This window comes from Nocardia sp. NPDC050712 (genome assembly GCF_040654295.1).
In the GTDB taxonomy this organism is placed as follows: Bacteria; Actinomycetota; Actinomycetes; order Mycobacteriales; family Mycobacteriaceae; genus Nocardia.
On record NZ_JBFAHT010000007.1, the window covers coordinates 108,871 to 126,152 of the forward strand.

18 protein-coding genes are annotated in these 17,282 nt (G+C 70.2%); 11 read left to right on the forward strand and 7 right to left on the reverse strand.

Features of this window, described 5'->3' with window-relative positions; translation table 11 throughout:
• Positions 1–21: 21 nt before the first annotated feature.
• Positions 22–1,320, forward strand: coding sequence for an amino acid deaminase (locus AB0H76_RS38145; RefSeq protein WP_357332424.1), 1,299 nt, complete (start codon positions 22–24; stop codon positions 1,318–1,320).
• Between the two features lies 1 nt (position 1,321).
• On the opposite strand, the gene AB0H76_RS38150 is transcribed toward AB0H76_RS38145, so the two are convergent.
• From AB0H76_RS38150 to AB0H76_RS38160, 3 genes are all read right to left on the reverse strand, one after another.
• A complete protein-coding gene (locus AB0H76_RS38150) occupies positions 1,322–1,981 on the reverse strand; it encodes a Clp protease N-terminal domain-containing protein (RefSeq protein WP_357332426.1) in 660 nt (219 codons plus the stop codon).
• A 76-nt stretch (positions 1,982–2,057) separates the two neighbouring features.
• Positions 2,058–3,020 carry a WYL domain-containing protein gene (locus AB0H76_RS38155; protein ID WP_357332428.1) on the reverse strand — a complete coding sequence of 321 codons (963 nt, stop codon included), beginning with the start codon at positions 3,018–3,020 and terminating at the stop codon, positions 2,058–2,060.
• 55 nt (positions 3,021–3,075) lie between these two features.
• Entirely contained in the window at positions 3,076–4,044 is a 969-nt protein-coding gene (locus AB0H76_RS38160) for a YafY family protein (protein ID WP_357332430.1), read from the reverse strand.
• 63 nt (positions 4,045–4,107) lie between these two features.
• Here AB0H76_RS38160 and AB0H76_RS38165 point away from each other — a divergent pair, with 63 nt between their 5' ends.
• A complete protein-coding gene (locus tag AB0H76_RS38165; protein ID WP_357332432.1) occupies positions 4,108–4,596 on the forward strand; it encodes a pyridoxamine 5'-phosphate oxidase family protein in 489 nt (162 codons plus the stop codon).
• A gap of 1 nt (position 4,597) precedes the next feature.
• Here the strand turns inward: AB0H76_RS38165 and AB0H76_RS38170 are convergent, their stop codons facing one another.
• From AB0H76_RS38170 to AB0H76_RS38185, 4 genes are read right to left on the reverse strand one after another with little or no spacing between them, the layout of a single operon-like run.
• Positions 4,598–5,767, reverse strand: a complete 1,170-nt coding sequence (locus AB0H76_RS38170) for an alpha/beta hydrolase (RefSeq protein ID WP_357332433.1) — start codon at positions 5,765–5,767, stop codon at positions 4,598–4,600.
• A gap of 54 nt (positions 5,768–5,821) precedes the next feature.
• Positions 5,822–6,445 (reverse strand): adenylate kinase, encoded by a 624-nt coding sequence (locus AB0H76_RS38175; protein WP_357332435.1) that lies wholly within the window; start codon positions 6,443–6,445, stop codon positions 5,822–5,824.
• A gap of 48 nt (positions 6,446–6,493) precedes the next feature.
• Positions 6,494–7,273, reverse strand: coding sequence for an isocitrate lyase/phosphoenolpyruvate mutase family protein (locus tag AB0H76_RS38180; protein WP_357332437.1), 780 nt, complete (start codon positions 7,271–7,273; stop codon positions 6,494–6,496).
• A gap of 11 nt (positions 7,274–7,284) precedes the next feature.
• Positions 7,285–7,995 (reverse strand): hypothetical protein, encoded by a 711-nt coding sequence (locus AB0H76_RS38185; RefSeq protein ID WP_357332439.1) that lies wholly within the window; start codon positions 7,993–7,995, stop codon positions 7,285–7,287.
• 66 nt (positions 7,996–8,061) lie between these two features.
• Between AB0H76_RS38185 and AB0H76_RS38190 the strand changes: the two genes are divergently transcribed.
• The 9 genes from AB0H76_RS38190 to AB0H76_RS38230 all read left to right on the forward strand — a co-directional run bounded on the left by AB0H76_RS38190 (position 8,062) and on the right by AB0H76_RS38230 (position 17,256).
• On the forward strand, positions 8,062–8,769 hold the full coding sequence (locus AB0H76_RS38190; protein ID WP_357332441.1) for a winged helix-turn-helix domain-containing protein: 708 nt from the start codon (positions 8,062–8,064) through the stop codon (positions 8,767–8,769).
• A gap of 64 nt (positions 8,770–8,833) precedes the next feature.
• Positions 8,834–10,075 (forward strand): cation:proton antiporter, encoded by a 1,242-nt coding sequence (locus tag AB0H76_RS38195; RefSeq protein WP_357332443.1) that lies wholly within the window; start codon positions 8,834–8,836, stop codon positions 10,073–10,075.
• 31 nt (positions 10,076–10,106) lie between these two features.
• Positions 10,107–11,162 (forward strand): N-acetyl-gamma-glutamyl-phosphate reductase, encoded by a 1,056-nt coding sequence (argC, locus tag AB0H76_RS38200; protein WP_357332445.1) that lies wholly within the window; start codon positions 10,107–10,109, stop codon positions 11,160–11,162.
• The gene (gene argJ / locus AB0H76_RS38205) at positions 11,159–12,376 is read left to right on the forward strand and encodes a bifunctional glutamate N-acetyltransferase/amino-acid acetyltransferase ArgJ (RefSeq protein WP_357332447.1); all 1,218 of its coding nucleotides are present in this window, start codon (positions 11,159–11,161) and stop codon (positions 12,374–12,376) included. The genes argC and argJ overlap by 4 nt, the downstream gene beginning before the upstream one ends.
• A complete protein-coding gene (gene argB, locus AB0H76_RS38210) occupies positions 12,373–13,260 on the forward strand; it encodes an acetylglutamate kinase (protein ID WP_357332449.1) in 888 nt (295 codons plus the stop codon). The genes argJ and argB overlap by 4 nt, the downstream gene beginning before the upstream one ends.
• A complete protein-coding gene (locus AB0H76_RS38215; protein WP_357332451.1) occupies positions 13,257–14,456 on the forward strand; it encodes an acetylornithine transaminase in 1,200 nt (399 codons plus the stop codon). The genes argB and AB0H76_RS38215 overlap by 4 nt, the downstream gene beginning before the upstream one ends.
• The gene (argF, locus tag AB0H76_RS38220; protein WP_357332453.1) at positions 14,453–15,397 is read left to right on the forward strand and encodes an ornithine carbamoyltransferase; all 945 of its coding nucleotides are present in this window, start codon (positions 14,453–14,455) and stop codon (positions 15,395–15,397) included. The genes AB0H76_RS38215 and argF overlap by 4 nt, the downstream gene beginning before the upstream one ends.
• Positions 15,398–15,421: 24 nt before the next feature.
• On the forward strand, positions 15,422–15,934 hold the full coding sequence (locus AB0H76_RS38225) for an arginine repressor (protein WP_357332455.1): 513 nt from the start codon (positions 15,422–15,424) through the stop codon (positions 15,932–15,934).
• Between the two features lie 119 nt (positions 15,935–16,053).
• Entirely contained in the window at positions 16,054–17,256 is a 1,203-nt protein-coding gene (locus AB0H76_RS38230) for an argininosuccinate synthase (protein WP_357332457.1), read from the forward strand.
• The last annotated feature ends 26 nt before the right edge of the window (positions 17,257–17,282 follow it).

A 17,282-nucleotide genomic window follows, 5' to 3' on the forward strand; every position in this document is an offset into this window, starting at 1 on the left:
CGTCCCGCTAGGGTGTGTGCGGTGCAGATCGACGAGAAGGCCGTGACGGCCCTGGACGACCGGGTGCTGGGGCCCGAGCACAAGAGCGTGCCCGCCGCGGCGTGGGGGCGCACGGTGCGCGAGTTCCTCGAGAGTGCGCCGCATCTCGACGACTTCCAGACCCCGGTCTTCGCCCTGGACAACGCGGCGATGAACCACAACCTGGCGGTCATGGGCGAGCTGGCCGCCGGTGCTGGTGTCCGGCTGGCCCCGCACGGCAAGACCACGATGGCGCCGCAGCTGTGGGCACGGCAGCTGGCGGCGGGCGCCTGGGGCATCACGCTCGCGACGCCGTGGCAGGTGCAGGTCGCGCGCTCGTTCGGGGTGCGGCGCGTCGTGCTCGCCAACGCCTTGGTCGACCCACTCGGATTGCACTGGGTCGCCGCCGAATCGGCCGCAGATCCGCTGTTCGAGTTCGTCTGCTTCGCCGACAGTGTCGCCACGGTCGAGCTGATGGACCGGCACCTGCGCACGGCCCCCGGTTCGGCCCGGATCCGGGTCCTAGTGGAACTCGGTGGCGTGCACGCGCGGACCGGGGCTCGGACAGTGGCGGAGGGGCACGCCATCGCCGCGGCGCTCGAGCGCTCCGAGCGGCTGACCCTGGCCGGTGTCGGCGGCTACGAAGGCGCGCTCGCGCGCGACCGTGCGCCGGAAGCCCTTGCGACCCTGCGGAACTACCTCGACGATGTCGCCCGCCTGCACCGGGAACTCGAGGCCGCCGGCCGCTACCGGGACGCCGCGATCGTCACCGCGGGTGGCAGCTCTTATCAAGATCTGGTCGTGGAGCGTCTCGCCGGGCTCGCGGATGAGCAAGGCGCACAGGGTGTTCCGACCACGGTGGTGCTGCGGTCCGGTGCGTACCTCATCCACGACGACGGGCTCTACGCCGGACTCTCCCCGCTCATTCCGGCGCGCAGCGACCGTCCGCTGCGCGCGGCGATGCACGCTTGGGCGCGCACCCTCTCCCGTCCGGAGCCGGGGCTGGCGCTACTGGACGCGGGGCGCCGGGACGTGCCCTTCGATTCCGGGTTGCCGACACCGCAGCGGGTGGTCGGGCCCGCGACCCTCGACCCGGCGGCGTCGATCGTCAAACTCGCCGACCAGCATGCCTTTCTGAGCCTGCCGGAAGCGACCGCCGCGGACCTCCCGGTCGGCACCGTGCTGCGCTTGGGCCTGTCGCATCCGTGTACGGCCTTCGACAAGTGGCGCTTGATCCCGGTCGTCGACGATGCCGATGCCGTGCGCCCACAGGTCGTCGAACTGGTGCACACCTTCTTCTGACCTAGTCGGTGCCGGTGACGACATCGCGGATTTTCGCGGTGACCTCGTCGGTGTCGACGCCGAGGGCGCCGAAGACGCGTTCGGTCAGGGCGGGGTCGGCGTCGAGCAGGCCGAGCAGGAGGTGGCCGGTGCCGATGCCGGTGGTGCCTGCCCGCTGCGCCTCGGCGCGCGCGTGCGCGAGGGCCAACCGGACCAGCGGTGTCAGCTGGAGCCGGCCGGAACCCGCGGGGTGGCGTAGCTGCTCGGGGCCGAGCCCGAGTGCGGTGACCGCCGCGGCGGCCCGGGAGTCGACGTGGGCGGATTCGCTGTGCAGGATGCCCAGCAGGATGTGATCAGGAGTGATCGCGGGCTGGCCCATGGCCCGGGTCTCGTGGAGCGCGGCCTGCAACGCTTGTTTCGCACCGTCGGTGAACGGGAGGAACTCCGGCGCGGATTCGGCGCCGGCGTCGGCCGCCAGCCCGACCCGCTCGATCGCGGCCGAGGGCGTATGGCCTTGCTGGGCAAGTGCTTTGGCGGTATTGGAATCCTCGTCGGATTGCGCTTCCCGCAGCACCGCGACGAGTAGATGCTCGGCCCCGATGAAATGGTGGTTCAGCGCCCGCGCCTCGTCCTGCGCGAGCACGACCACGTGGCGGGCTCGGTCGGTGAATTTTTCGAACACTGCGCCCCCCAATCCGGAAGCTGTCGATAGTTCCATCGTAGTGCGGAATTCCGTCGCCGCTGCTGGATTCGGCGCCTCAGGGAAACTCGCGCACCGCACCCGTGCAGCGCTCGGCCTGCTTGCGCAGCGCCGCGACCAGCTCGGGCGGGCCGGTGAGCAGCGTGAAATCCAGGTCGGAGGAGGCGATCATCCAGACCAGCGCCTCGGGGGAGTCCGCGCCGACATGCAACTGGCAGGTGTGCTCGTCGACCGCTTCGACCACACCCATGCCGGGCCAGACCCGCGCGCTCGCCACCTCGGCGGCAACGTGCAGGAGCACCGTCGCGGTGAACGGCCAGGCGCGGACGGACAATTGGCGCGCCATATAGGTCGCCACGTCGCCGTCGGGCAGTTCGCGCGGCGTGAAGCGCGGACCGGTCGGAATCCGGGGTGTCAGACGGTCCACCCGAAAACTCCGCCAGTCCGCCCGATCGACATCCCAGGCCACCAGATACCACTGCCGGTTGAAGTGAACGAGACTGTGCGGCTCAACTTTTCGGATGCTGCTCGCGCCATTGTGCGCGCGATAGTCGAAGCGCAGCTGCTCGCGGCGCTGGCACGCTTCGGCGATGGCCATCAGCGTGTCCGGCTCCACGGTCGGCCGCGCCGTGCCGACCCGGACCGTGGCGCTCTTGAGCGTGCGCACCCGGTGCCGCAGCCGCGGCGGCAGCACCTGCTCCAGTTTGCTGAGTGCGCGCACCGCCGCTTCTTCGATGCCGGCGACACTGCCGTCGGAGGCGCTGCGCAGGCTCACCGCGACCGCGACCGCCTCCTCGTCGTCGAGCAGCAGCGGCGGCAGTGCCGCGCCCGCGCCCAGCCGGTAGCCCGCCGTGCCCTGGCTGGCGTGCACCGGATAGCCCAGCTCCCGCAGCCGTTCCACGTCGCGGCGCACGGTGCGTCCGGTGACGCCGAGGCGATCGGAGAGCTCGGTGCCGGTCCAATCGCGATGGGTCTGCAGCAGGGCCAGCAGTTTCAGCAGTCGCGCCGAGGTTTCCAACATGCGATCGAGAATGCCAGATTCTTAGGAACAGAGCTGTCCTAAGCGGCCGGGGCGCTCACCGGCGGTAGTTCGCGGCCATGGCGGCGGTGAGGTCGGCCAGCTGCGCGCGCAGTTCGGGCGGTTCCAGCACCTCCACGGCCGCGCCCATCGGCAGGATGTTGTGCAGCAGAACGGGATAGGACTCCGAAGCGAGGTCCATCTCGACCCAGCCGGCGGCGTCCGGCTCGGTCATCGACTCGGTGGCCGCGGTGACGGCGGCCGGTTCGAAACTGAACTTCAGCAGCCGCACCTGATCGGCCCGGACCCGGCAGCGGGCCCGGACCCGCAGCATCGATCGGGCGAAATCGAACTGCGCCTCCGACCAGTGCGCCGCGAGATCGAAATCGTCCGGGCGGCTGAAGAATTCGCCGATCGGCTCGGCGGCGGCGATCCGGCTCACCCGGTAGGAGCGGATGTCCTCGTGCTGCCGGGCCACCAGATACCAGGTGCCCGCCTTCAGGACCAGCCCCAGCGGGTCGAGCAGGCGGTCCACCACCCGATCCTTGCGGCCGTAGCGCACCCGCACTCTGCGATCGTGCCAGAGCGCGTCGGCGAGCGCGGCCAGGGTGGGCGTCTCGTCGGGCCGATGGAACCAGCCGGGGACGTCGATGTGCACGCGCTCGGCGACGCGGGTGGCGCGCCCGCGCAATTCCGGCGGCAGCGCGGCCAGCACCTTGAGCTGAGCGGTCGCCAGCACCGTGCCGAGCCCGAGGTCGGCGGCCGCGCCCGGCAGGCCCGCGAGCAGGACCGCGTCGGCTTCCTCGGAGGTCAGGCCGGTCAGCCTGGTGCGGTAGCCGTCGACCAGCCGGATGCCGCCGGAGCGGCCGGGCTCGCTGTAAACCGGTACACCGGCCTCCGAGAGCGCGTCGACGTCGCGATACACCGTCCGCACCGACACCTCCAGGGCCTCGGCCAGCTCCGGCGCGGTGACCCGGCCCCGGGTTTGCAGCAGAAGCAGCAGCTGCACCAAACGACTCGCACGCATGAATTCGAGACTAGCGACAAACCTTGACAGAAGATGTCAGGTTTTGGTCGTACTGTCGTCGACATGACCATTTGGAGCGAGTTCGTCCAGGAAGCACCGAAGATCGCGGCGGTGTTCGAGCGCCGGCACCAGGCGACCGGCCATCTCTGCATGCTCGCCACCGTGCGCGCCGACGGGTCACCGCGCATCAGCCCGATCGAACCGCGCGTCTTCGAGGGGATGCTCGTGCTCGCGGGCATGCCGAACACCACCAAATTCAAGGATCTGGAACGGGATCCGCACTTCTGCCTGCATACCGCCACGGTGGACCCGATGGTCGGCGACGGCGACGCCAAACTCTTCGGCACCGTCACCGACCTGCCGGACAAGCGGCTGCACGAGCGTTTCGCGCAGGCGCTGTTCGACGAATCGGGGTTCGATATCCGCGGTCAGGAGTTCGACCACTTCTACGTCGCCGATCTCACCGGCGCCTCGTGTATCGAGCTGGCCGAGGAGAAACTGGCCATCACGATCTGGAAGCCGGGTCAGGGCGAGCGCGTCGTGCGCAAGTGAGTCACGCCGCCGGGAAGTGCCGATCGAGGAAGCGGGCGAACACCTGGCGGGAGATCTGGGTGCCCCAGTCGCCCCAGGTGAAGTCGTAGGCGTGGTCACCGTAGGGGATCGGCAGTAGTTCGTGCTGCACCCCGGCGTCGGTCAGCTTCGCCGCGAGCAACTCCGACTGGCCGTAGTCGACGATGTGGTCGCGGGTGCCGTGCAGCAGCAGCGTCGGCGGCACGCCGGGGCGCGCGTAGGTGATCGGCGAGGCGGCGGCGTAGCGGTCGGGGAATTCCTCCGGCGTGCCGCCGATGTAGTCCCGCAGCACTTTTCGCGCGTACTCCGGATCGCCGGACTCCTGGTAGCCGAGTGCCAGGTCGGCCGGGGGATAGAACGCGGCGATGGCGCGCACCGTGGTGTCGCCGACCGGACAGCTCGCCGGGACCCGCTCGTCGGCGTATCCGCCCATCAGCGCGAGATTCCCGCCCGCCGAGCCGCCCGCCAGCATCACCCGGTCCGGGTCGACGCCGAACTCCCGGGCATGCTCTTTGACCCAGCCGACCGCGCATTTCACATCGCCGGGGGCCTGATTCCAGCGCGGCGGGGGCGCCAGCCGGTACTCGATGGCGAAAACCGCATAGCCCCGGTCGTTGAGCCATTGGTGCCAGCGCGGTACCTCGCCCCGATCGCCCGCCGACCAGCCGCCGCCGTGCACCCACACCACCGCCGGGCGCGGACTCGACGAGGCGTGCGGGGGCAGTTTCGGATCCAGCAGCAGATCCGTGCCGTCGACGGTCGCGTAGGTGGTCGACATCTCCGCCAGCGGCTTCCCGGAATTCGATCCGCCGGTGAGATAGCCCAGGACCGACAGGTCGGCGTTCTGCCGGTTCGCTTCCCGCCAGGACGCGACCAGCGGGAAGCAGGCGCCGATCATCGCGACCACCGCGACGATGCTGACCAGTTTGCCGACGCCGCGCAAGGTCCGGGCATTGCGCCGCTGCGTCAGAATCGCGCCGATGCCCAGCCCGAGCAGCCCCGCCGGTATCAGATACAGGCCGAAGTTGCTGACCAGCAAGGACAGTGGAATGAGTGGTGGCGGAATCGATGCCCAGGCAATGACGAATGTGATCGTCGCGAGCAGGGCGGCCAGCGCTAGGCCCAGTAGGGCAACAATCCAGCGAATCACCATTCGCCCATTAACCCACGGGGCCTGCGGCATCCGGTTCCGGCGCGCCGCCGGGCTTCAGGTCGGCGACAGCGCGGCGCGCACCCGTTCCGCGACCGCCTCGACGCTCCCGACGCCGTCCACGCGTCGCAGCAATCCGCGGGCGTCGTAGAACGGCAGCAATTCCGCCGTCATCGTCTCGTAGGTCGCGATGCGCTGGCGCACCACGTCCTCGTGGTCGTCGCCGCGGTGTTCCAGCTCGGCGTCCGCCGGCGGCGGAGTGGATTTCAGGTGGTAGATCTTGCCGGTGCGCTTGTCCGTGCGGCGGTGCACGGCGCGCTCGACCAGCTGCTCGGCCGGCACCTCGAGCGCGATCACCGAATCGAGGGCGGCGCCCTGCTTTCCGAGCATGTCGTCCAGCCCGGTGGCCTGCGCCGCGGTGCGCGGAAAACCGTCCAGCAGGAAGCCGGCGCGGCAGTCGGCCGCGGTCAGCCGGGTGCCGATGAGCTCGAGCACCATCGCGTCGGGCAGCAGGCCGCCCTCGGCCATCTGGCGGGCCAGTTCTTCGGGGAGGTCGCCTTCCGCCTGGGCCGCGCGCAGCATCTCGCCGGTCGAGATCTGCGGGATGCCCAGGCGGGCGCAGAGGATCTCGGCCTGGGTGCCCTTACCCGCCCCCGGCGGCCCCACCAGAATCAGTCGCATGCTGTCCTCCTGTCGCGGGGGTCCGGCCGACGCCGAGTCGTTTCGAGGTTACACGGGTGAATGTGCCTGAATGTCACGGTAACTCGGGATTCCGACCGGAATCGCCGCCGCGTCGCGCACGGCGATCGCGGTGCCCACAGTGGCGGCCAGGGCGGCGCGGTAGAGCAGCGATCCGGTGCTGACGCGGCGCACGCCCAGGGCGGTGAGCTCGGCGATCGACGGTCCGGCGGCGAGGAAGAGGACATTGACCGGCAGCGCCGTCGCGCGCACCACCGTGCGGATCTGCTCGGGGTCGGTGAGGCCGGGGACGAAAATGCCGTCCGCGCCCGACTTCTCGTACTGCGCGATGCGGGCGAGGGTGGAGTCGTGCGCCAATCCGAGCCAATGGGTGTCGACGCGGGCGTTGACGAACAGCTCGGGTGCGCGCGCCTTGATGGCCGCGATCAGCTCCGCCTGGTGGGCGGGATCGGCCAGGGCGGTGTCCGAGCGGCCGTCCTCCAGGTTGACCCCGGCGATCCCGAGTTCGGCCAGATTCCAGGCCAATTCGGCGACCTCCGCGGGATCCGAACTGAAGCCGCCCTCGATGTCCACGGTGACCGGCACCGGCAGCCGCGCGAGACGAGTTGCCAGCGCGAAGGTTTCGTCGAGGGTGACGCCGGTGCCGTCGGGCAGCCCCGCGCCCGCGGCCACCCCGAGGCTGGTGGTGCCGATGGCGGGGAAGCCCTCGGCCGCGAGCATGGCCGCCGAGGCGAAGTCCCAGGCGTTGGGCAGGATGAGCGGCTGGTCGCGGTGATGCAGCTCGCGGAAGACGCCGGCCTTGGAAGTCATGGTGGATACCTTTACTGGTCGCTGGTTTGGGCCGGGGCCGCGAGCAGCCCGGCGGCGATGGCGAGGGCGTGGGCGCGGCCCGGACATTGATGCGGTCCCGCGCTGAAGGCCAATTGTGTGGTGGCAAGCTCGATTTCGGTCAGTACGCCGTCGACGATTCGCCGGGTGCTGCGAATCGGCGGGTGCTCCGACACGGTCCGCTCGAGGAGCGCGTCGACCTCTTGGCCGTCGAGTCCCGCTGCGGCGCCGCGCGCGTTGTCCGCGAGCGCGGCGGTGCCCGGGTAGGCCTGCACCAGGAGCGAGATGCGGGCGGCGGTGGCCTCATCGGCGACGCCGCCGCAGGCCGCGACGAGGTCGTCGACCGCGCGATCGGCGTCGAGGTTGTCCGGCGTGTGCGGCTGATAGTGCGTGGCAACGAGTTCGACCGCGTCGAGCGAGATGCCCGGTAGCCCGAGGGCCTCGGCGAGCACCTGCACGTGGGCCAGCCGTCCGCGTGCCGTCCGGGCCGCGACGCGCAGCGCGCTCGGGTCGATTCGCGCCAGTTCGGCCAGCACCAGGGCCCGCCGGCGCCGGTGCTCCGCGCCGTCGCTGAAACGCGGCACATGTGCTCGCAGCCAGGCCATTCCGGTGGTCGCGGTGCGGTCCACCGGTGGCACGGGGCAGTGGGTGAGGACCTCGCGCGCTCGGCCGGGGTCGGTGATCAGCGGCAGTGTCTCGGTCATGGGGGCGAAGGTAGACCGCCGACGTTTCGGTGGCGGCCGAAACGTCGGCGCACCATGCTGGGGGACATGCGAACCCGCGGCGCCGACCTGGCCGGACTGGCCGCCCTGCTGGCCGACCCCACCCGCGCCGAGATCTGCCTGGTGCTGCTGGACGGACGCGCGTGGACAGCGGGCGAAGTGGCGCGCCACGCCGGGGTCGCGGCCTCGACGGCGACCGAACATCTGAACCGGCTGCTGGCCGGCGGCCTGCTGGCCGAACGCAGGCAGGGCCGCCATCGGTATGTGCAACTGGCCGATGCCCGGGTCGCCGAGCTGCTCGAGGCGATGACCGGGCACCTGGAGCCGCCGCGGCAGCCGGTGTCGTCGCTGCGGGTGGCCACCGCGACGGCGGCGCTGGCGCGCGGGCGCACCTGCTACGACCATCTCGCCGGCCGGCTCGGCGTCGCGATCACCGACGCCATGATCGTGCGCGAGCTGCTCGATCCGGAGAGCGGATTCGCGCTCACCGATTCCGGCCTGGCCTGGCTCACCGGGCCGCTCGGGGTGGACGAGGCCGCGCTGCGCAAGGGCCGCCGCCCCCTGGTCAAGCCCTGCCTGGACTGGACCGAGCGCCGTACCCACCTCGGCGGCGCGGCCGGGGCCCAGCTGTGCCGCCGGCTCGGCGATCTGGAGTGGGTGCGCCGCAGCGGAACCGGGCGCGCGGTGCGGGTGACCGCGCGCGGCGCGGCCGGTCTCACCGACCTGCTCGGCATCGATCCCGCCGTGCTGGACTGAGCCGCCAATCGCCGGTAGCTAACAGAAGGCAAATATGGCGTGCCGCCTATGCCAGGATTGCGCCATGGACCTGCTCGGAGCGGCTCAGAATGGTGTGCACCCGACGGCGATCACCTCCTTGTTCTTGATCGCCCTGGTCGCTGTTATCGGTCCGATCGCCTCACGGTTACTGCGCGGCTACATCCCCGACGTGGTGATCCTGCTGGTCTTCGGCGCGATCATCGGCCCGCACGCGCTGTACTGGGCGGGCACCGAGGGCGGTGTCGATCTGCTCAGTGAACTCGGGCTCGGCATGCTGTTCCTGCTGGCGGGTTACGAGCTTGATCCGAAGCTGCTGCGCGGCAAGCCGGGGCGCACCGCGTGGCTGGTGTGGGCGTGCTGCCTGGTCTTCGCGTTCGTGCTGGTGAGTCTGGCGGTGCTGTTCGAACCCGGGACCGAGGCCGGCTTCGCCGCCAAGGTCGCGGTCGCCATCGCGATGACCTCGACCGCGCTCGGCACGCTGCTGCCGATCGTCAAGCAGGCCGGCTTCCTGAACCAGCCGCTGGGCCGGGCGGTGCTGGCGCACGGCGCGGTGGGTGAGCTGGCGCCGATCGTGGCGATGTCGGTGCTGCTGACCAGCCGCAGTCCGCTCGCGGCGATCGTGGTGCTGCTGCTCTTCGCCGCCGCCACGGCGTGGATCGGATTCGTGCCGCAGCGCATTCTGCACCGGGTGCCGGGGCTGAGCCGCACCTTCGACGGGATGAACGGCGGCACCTCGCAGTTGCCGGTGCGCGGGGTGTTCCTACTGCTCCTGGTGCTGATGGCGGTGGCGGAAACCTTCGATCTCGATGTCGTGCTCGGCGCGTTCGCGGCCGGCGTGGTGCTGCGCGGGATGATCGGCGAGGACCATCCCGAGGTCGCGACCGCGCTGGAGACCATCGGGTTCGGCATCCTGATCCCGGTGTTCTTCGTGGTCTCGGGAATGGGCATCGATATCTCGTCGGTGCTGAGCAATCCGGTGCTGTGGGTGCTGTTCGTGTTCTCGATCGCGATCGCCCGCGGCCTGCCGGTGTGGCTGAGCGAGCGGTTCGTCCCGCACGGCGCGAATCTGCCGACCCGAGGGGAGCGCGCGCAGCTGGCGTTGTACGCGGCGACCGGCCTGCCGATCATCGTCGCGGTTACCCAGGTGGCGACCGGTTCGGGTTTGATGGGAGCGGATCTGGCCTCGGTGCTGGTGGCCGCCGGCGCCACGACGGTGCTGCTGTTTCCGCTGATCGCCCGGGTAATCGGGCGGGACAACCGCCCGGCCCCCGAGCCCCGCGTATGAATGAGCTTGCATAGTCATGCATAATCATTTCATGGCTGATTCTGGTGGATCCGTAACTCGGATCGCGGTCGCTGGTGCGAGCGGCTACGCGGGCGGTGAAGTACTTCGACTACTGCTGGCTCATCCCCGATACCGAGACGGGCGCCTCGAGATCGGGGCGCTGACCGCGGGGTCGAATGCCGGCGCCACCCTGGGCGCGCACCAGCCGCATCTGCTGCCGCTGGCCGATCGAGTGCTCGGCCCGACGACCGTCGAGGAGCTGGCCGGGCACGACGTGGTCTTCCTCGGCCTGCCGCACGGCCAGTCCGCGGTCATCGCCGAGGCGCTGCCGGAGTCCACCGTGATCATCGACTGCGGCGCCGATTTCCGGCTGCGGGACGCGGCCGTCTGGGAGAAGTACTACGGCAGCCCGCACGCGGGCACCTGGCCCTACGGTCTGCCCGAATTGCCGGGCGGCCGTGCCGCTTTGCGCGGCGCGAAGCGGATCGCCGTCCCCGGCTGCTACCCGACGGTGTCGAGCGTGGCGCTGGCCCCGGCCATCGCGGCGGGCATCATCGAGCCCGCCGTGCATGTCGTCGCGGTCAGCGGCACCTCGGGCGCGGGCCGCAAACTCGATGTGGCGCTGCTGGGTTCGGAGGTCATGGGCTCGGTCCGGGCCTACGGCATCGCCGGCGCGCACCGGCACACCCCCGAGATCGCGCAGAACCTGACGGCCGCCGGCGGCGTCGACGTCGCGGTGTCGTTCACCCCGGTGCTGGCTCCGATGCCGCGCGGCATCCTGGCCACCTGCACCGCGCGCACCACCGTGGACGCCGCGCAGGCCCGCGCCGTCTACGAAAAGGCTTACGCCGACGAACCTTTCGTGCATCTGCTGCCCGAAGGTGTGCTGCCCCAGACCGGCTCGGTGCTCGGCTCCAACGCCATCACCCTGCAGGTGGCGGTGGACACCGACGCGGGTCAGCTGGTGGTGATCGGCGCGATCGACAACTTGACCAAGGGCACCGCGGGCGCCGCGGTGCAGTCCATGAACCTGGCCCTCGGATTCGACGAGACCGAGGGGCTTTCCACCGTAGGAGTGGCACCGTGACGACGACCGATACCGCCAACGGCAAGCTGGTCCGGAACCAGGGCGTGACCGCCCCCCTCGGCTTCCGCGCCGCGGGAATCGCCGCGGGCCTCAAGGCCAGCGGCAAGCCGGATCTGGCGCTCGTGCTCAACGAGGGGCCCGAGTTCGCCGCGGCCGGGGTGTTCACCCGCAACCAGGTCAAGGCCGCCCCGGTGCTGTGGTCGCAGCAGGTGCTGACGACCGGCCGGCTGCGCGCGGTCATCCTGAATTCCGGTGGGGCCAACGCCTGTACCGGCCCGGCCGGCTTCCAGGACACCCATCAGACCGCCGAGGAATTGGCGAAGGTGCTGAGCAACTGGGGCGCCGAGACCGGCGCGGGCGAGATCGCGGTCTGCTCAACGGGTTTGATCGGTGATCGGCTGCCGATGGACAAGCTGCTGCCCGCGATCACCGAGATCGTGCACGAGATGGGCGGCGGCCTGTCCGGCGGCACCGAGGCCGCGCACGCCATCATGACCACCGACACCGTGCCCAAGGAAGTCGCCTTCCATCACCGGGACAAGTGGAACGTCGGCGGCATGGCCAAGGGCGCGGGCATGCTGGCCCCCTCGCTGGCCACCATGCTGGTCGTGCTCACCACCGACGCCGTCGCCACCCCGGAGCAGCTGAATTCCGCGCTGCGCAAGGCGACCCGGCTCACCTTCGACCGCCTCGACGTGGACGGCTCCTGCTCCACCAACGACACCGTGCTGCTGCTGGCCAACGGCGCCGGCGCGGTCACGCCGACGCAGGAGGAACTCGACGCCGCGGTGCTCGCGGTCTGCGACGACCTGGCTCACCAGCTGATGGCCGACGCGGAGGGCGTCACCAAGCGGGTGCGGGTCTTCGTCGGCAGCGCGGCCTCCGAGGACGAGGCGCTGATCGCGGCGCGGGCCATCGCGCGCGACAGCCTGGTCAAGACGGCGCTGTTCGGCTCCGACCCGAACTGGGGCCGGGTGCTCGCCGCCGTCGGCATCGCGCCGATCACCCTGGACCCGAACCGGATCTCGGTGTCGTTCAACGGGAATCCGGTCTGCATCGACAGTGTCGGGGCGCCGGGCGCGCGGCAGGTCGACCTGTCCGGCGCGGACATCGACGTGGTCGTCGAACTCAACGTCGGCGACGGCGCCGCGATGGTGCGCACCACCGACCTCTCGCACGGCTACGTCGAAGAGAATTCGGCCTACAGCTCATGACCGATGTGCTGCACACCCTTTCGGCGCTGGACAAGGCGCACGTCCTGGCGGACGCGCTGCCCTGGTTGCAGAAGTTCCGGGACAAGATCGTCGTGGTGAAGTACGGCGGCAACGCCATGATCGACGACGATCTCAAGCGCGCCTTCGCCGCCGACATGGCCTTCCTGCGCACGGTCGGCGTGCACCCGGTGGTGGTGCACGGCGGCGGCCCGCAGATCAGCGCCATGCTGACGAAGCTCGGCTTGCAAGGCGAATTCCGCGGCGGCTTCCGCGTCACCACCCCCGAGGTGATGGACGTGGTGCGGATGGTGCTGTTCGGTCAGGTCGGCCGCGAACTGGTGGGCCTGATCAACGCGCACGGCCCGTACGCGGTCGGCATCTCCGGTGAGGACGCGCACCTGTTCACCGCGACCCGCCGCACCGTCGACGTCGAGGGCGTCGCCACCGATATCGGCCTGGTCGGCGACGTCACCTCGGTGAATCCGGAGGCGGTGCTGGATCTCATCGCGGCAGGCCGGATTCCGGTGGTCTCCACGATCGCGCCGGACGCGGACGGGGTGGTGCACAACATCAACGCCGACACCGCCGCCGCCGCGCTGGCCCAGGGCATCGGCGCGGAGAAACTGGTGGTGCTGACCGATGTCGAAGGCCTGTACACCGACTGGCCGGACCGCTCGTCGCTGACCTCGCGCATCGACGCCGAGGAGCTGGCGGAGTTGCTGCCGCGCCTGGACGCGGGCATGGTGCCGAAGATGGAAGCGTGCCTGCGCGCCGTCCAGGGTGGGGTGCCGACCGCGCACGTCATCGACGGGCGGGTGCCGCATTCGGTGCTGCTGGAACTGTTCACCGGTGAAGGAATCGGAACGATGGTGACGAAATCATGAGTCAGGTAGAGGACATGCAGTCGCGGTGGAACACCGTGATGATGAACAACTACGGCACCCCCAAGGTCGCGCTGGCGCGCGGCACCGGTGCGGTGGTCTACGACGCCGACGGCAAGCGCTACCTCGATTTCCTCGGCGGTATCGCGGTGAACTCGCTCGGCCACGGGCATCCGGCGATCATCGAGGCGGTCACCGCCCAGCTCGGCACGCTCGGGCACACCTCGAATCTGTACGTCAACGAGCCGGCGCTGGAGTTGGCCGAGAAGCTGCTGGCGCACTTCGGTGACGGGCACGGCCGGGCTTTCTTCTGCAACTCCGGCACCGAGGCCAACGAGGCCGCGTTCAAGATCGCGCGGCTGACCGGGCGCTCCAAGATCGTCGCCTGCGACGAGGCGTTCCACGGGCGCACCATGGGCGCGCTGGCCCTGACCGGTCAGCCCGCCAAGCGCACGCCGTTCGAGCCGATGCCGCCCGGCGTCGTGCACGTGCCCTACGGCGACGCGGACGCGCTCGAAGCCGTCGTCGACTCCGACACCGCCGCGGTGTTCCTGGAGCCGATCATGGGGGAGAGCGGGGTGATCGTGCCCCCAATGGACTACCTGGTGCGGGCTCGGGAGATCACCGCCCGCCACGGCGCGCTGCTGGTGCTCGACGAGGTGCAGACCGGCATCGGCCGGTGCGGAAAGTTCTACGCGCACCAGGCTTTCGGCATCGTTCCCGATGTCATCACCCTGGCCAAGGGGCTCGGCGGCGGCCTGCCGATCGGCGCGGTGCTGGCCACCGGGCCGGCCGCGGAGCTGCTCACCCCGGGCCTGCACGGCACCACCTTCGGCGGCAACGCGGTGTGCGCGGCGGCGGCGCTGGCGGTGCTGCGCACGATCGACGAGGAAGGCCTGCTGGACCACGTCGAATCGCTCGGCAAGCACATCGCCGACGGCATCGAAGCGCTGGACCATCCGCTGGTCGACCACGTGCGCGGCGCCGGCCTGCTGCTCGGAATCGCACTCACCCAAGGCATTTCGGCCGAGGTAGAGGCGCGCGCCCGGGCCGCCGGATACCTGATCAACGCGCCCAAGCCCGATACCATTCGGCTCGCGCCCCCGCTGGTGCTCACCGAGACCCAGGCCGACAACTTCGTCGCCGACCTGCCCGAGATCCTCGACGGCGCAGCCGCCGACGCGAAGGGAACCAAATGACCGAGCTCAGGCACTTCCTCCGGGACGACGATGTCACCCCGGCCGAGCAGGCCGAAATTCTAGCGCTGGCAGCCGAACTCAAGAAGTCGCCGTTCGCGCACCGGCCGCTGGACGGCCCGCGCGGCGTCGGGGTGATCTTCGAGAAGAACTCGACCCGTACCCGGTTCTCCTTCGAGGTCGGCATCGCCCAGCTCGGCGGGCACGCGGTCGTCGTCGACGGCCGCGACACCCAGCTGGGCCGCGAGGAAACCCTCGCCGACACCGGTCGCGTGCTCTCCCGCTACGTCGACGCCATCGTGTGGCGCACCTTCGAGCAGGCGCGCCTGGACGAGATGGCCCCGGCCGCAACGGTTCCCGTGGTGAACGCGCTGTCCAACGAGTTCCACCCGTGCCAGGTGCTCGCCGATCTGATGACGCTGCGCGAGCAGAAGGGTGACCTCGCCGGCCGCAACCTCACCTACTTCGGCGACGGCGCGAACAATATGGCGCATTCGCTGCTGCTCGGCGGCGTCACCGCGGGGCTGAACGTCACCATCGCCGCCCCGGCCGGTTTCGAGCCGCTGCCGTGGATCTTGGAGGCCGCGCGCGAGCGTGCCGCCGAGACCGGCGCCACCATCAAGCTGATCGGCGACCCGCAGGCCGCCGCCGAGGGCGCCGACGCGCTGGTCACCGACTGCTGGACCTCGATGGGCCAGGAGAACGACGGCCTGGACCGGGTCGGCCCGTTCCGTCCGTTCCAGCTCAATACCGAGCTGGTCGCCCGGGCCCAGTCCGATGTCGTTGTGCTGCACTGCCTTCCGGCGCACCGCGGGGAGGAGATCACCGACGAGGTGCTGGACGGGCCGCACAGCGTCGTCTGGGACGAGGCCGAGAACCGGCTGCACGCGCAGAAGGCGCTGCTGGTCTGGTTGCTGGCGAAACGGGGTGTCACCGGTGTCTGAGCGAACCAGGGGCGGGGTGGCGGCGTGAGCGCCACCGCGCCCGAAGCGGGCAAGGGGCCCGCGATCGCCCGCACCCGCGCCGGACGGCAGTCGCGCATCATCGAACTGCTGTCCGCGCACGCGGTGCGCAGCCAGACCGAACTGGCGGCGCTGCTGTCGGCCGAGGGCATCGAAACCACGCAGGCCACGCTGTCGCGTGACCTCGACGAACTCGGCGCGGTCAAACTGCGCGCGGCCGACGGCGGGGCCGGGGTCTATGTGGTCCCCGAGGACGGCAGCCCCGTGCGCGGCGTCACCGGCGGTACCGACCGGCTGTCCAAGCTGCTGGGCGACCTGCTGGTGTCCACCGATGCCTCCGGCAATATCGCGGTCCTGCGCACCCCACCGGGCGCGGCGCACTTCCTGGCCAGCGCCCTGGACCGCGCTTCGCTGCCGTTCATCGTCGGCACCATCGCCGGCGACGACACCATCGCCGTCATCGCCCGGGAGCCACTCACCGGCGCGGAACTGGCCGCCAAGATCGAGGAACTCGCATAGAACGCGTTAACGCGCGAGCCCCACACCCCGATTATGAATGGGATTGCAGCATCGTGCATAATCATTTGTAGAACGGCACGGGGGCGCCGACCATCATCAACTCGAGGAGCACAGAGAAAATGTCCGAGCGCGTCGTACTCGCCTACTCCGGTGGGCTTGACACCTCCGTCGCCATCAGCTGGATCGCGAAGGAGACGGGTTCCGAGGTCGTGGCCGTCGCCATCGATCTGGGCCAGGGCGGCGAGGACATGAATGTGGTGCGCCAGCGCGCACTGGACTGCGGCGCCGTGGAGGCCATCGTGGTCGACGCGCGCGACGAGTTCGCCGACGAGTACTGCCTGCCCACCATCCAGGCCAACGCCATGTACATGGGCCAGTACCCGCTGGTGTCCGCGATCAGCCGCCCGCTGATCGTCAAGCACCTGGTCGAGGCCGCCAAGTTCCACAACGCGACCACCGTGTCGCACGGCTGCACCGGCAAGGGCAACGACCAGGTCCGCTTCGAGGTCGGCATCGGCGCGCTCGCGCCCGACCTGGAGGTCATCGCCCCGGTCCGCGACTACGCCTGGACCCGGGAGAAGGCCATCGCCTTCGCCGAGGAGAACAAGCTCCCGATCAACGTCACCAAGAAGTCGCCGTTCTCCATCGACCAGAACGTGTGGGGCCGTGCCGTCGAGACCGGCTTCCTCGAGGATCTGTGGAACGCGCCGACCAAGGACGTCTACGACTACACCGCCGACCCGACGGTCAACTTCGAAGCGCCCGACGAGCTCATCATCACCTTCGACAAGGGTGTGCCGGTCGCCATCGACGGCAAGCCGGTCAGCGTGCTCGAGGCCATCGTCGAGCTGAACCACCGCGCCGGCCGCCAGGGCATCGGCCGCCTGGACATGGTCGAGGACCGGCTCGTCGGCATCAAGAGCCGTGAGATCTACGAGGCCCCCGGCGCCATCGCACTGATCACCGCGCACCAGGCGCTGGAGAACGTCACCATCGAGCGCGAACTGGGCCGCTACAAGCGCCAGGTCGAGCAGCGCTGGGGCGAGCTGGCCTACGACGGCCTGTGGTTCTCCCCGCTCAAGCGCGCGCTGGACGCCTTCATCGCCGAGACCCAGCAGCACGTCTCCGGTGAGATCCGGATGGTCCTGCACGGTGGCTCCGCGGTGGTCAACGGCCGTCGCTCCGAGCAGTCGCTCTACGACTTCAACCTGGCCACCTACGACGCGGGCGACACCTTCGACCAGTCCCTGGCCAAGGGCTTCGTCCAGATCCACGGCCTGTCCTCGAAGGTCGCCGCGCGCCGCGACCTGAACCAGAAGTAGTAGCCCGGCGGTCGTAGCCTCATGGG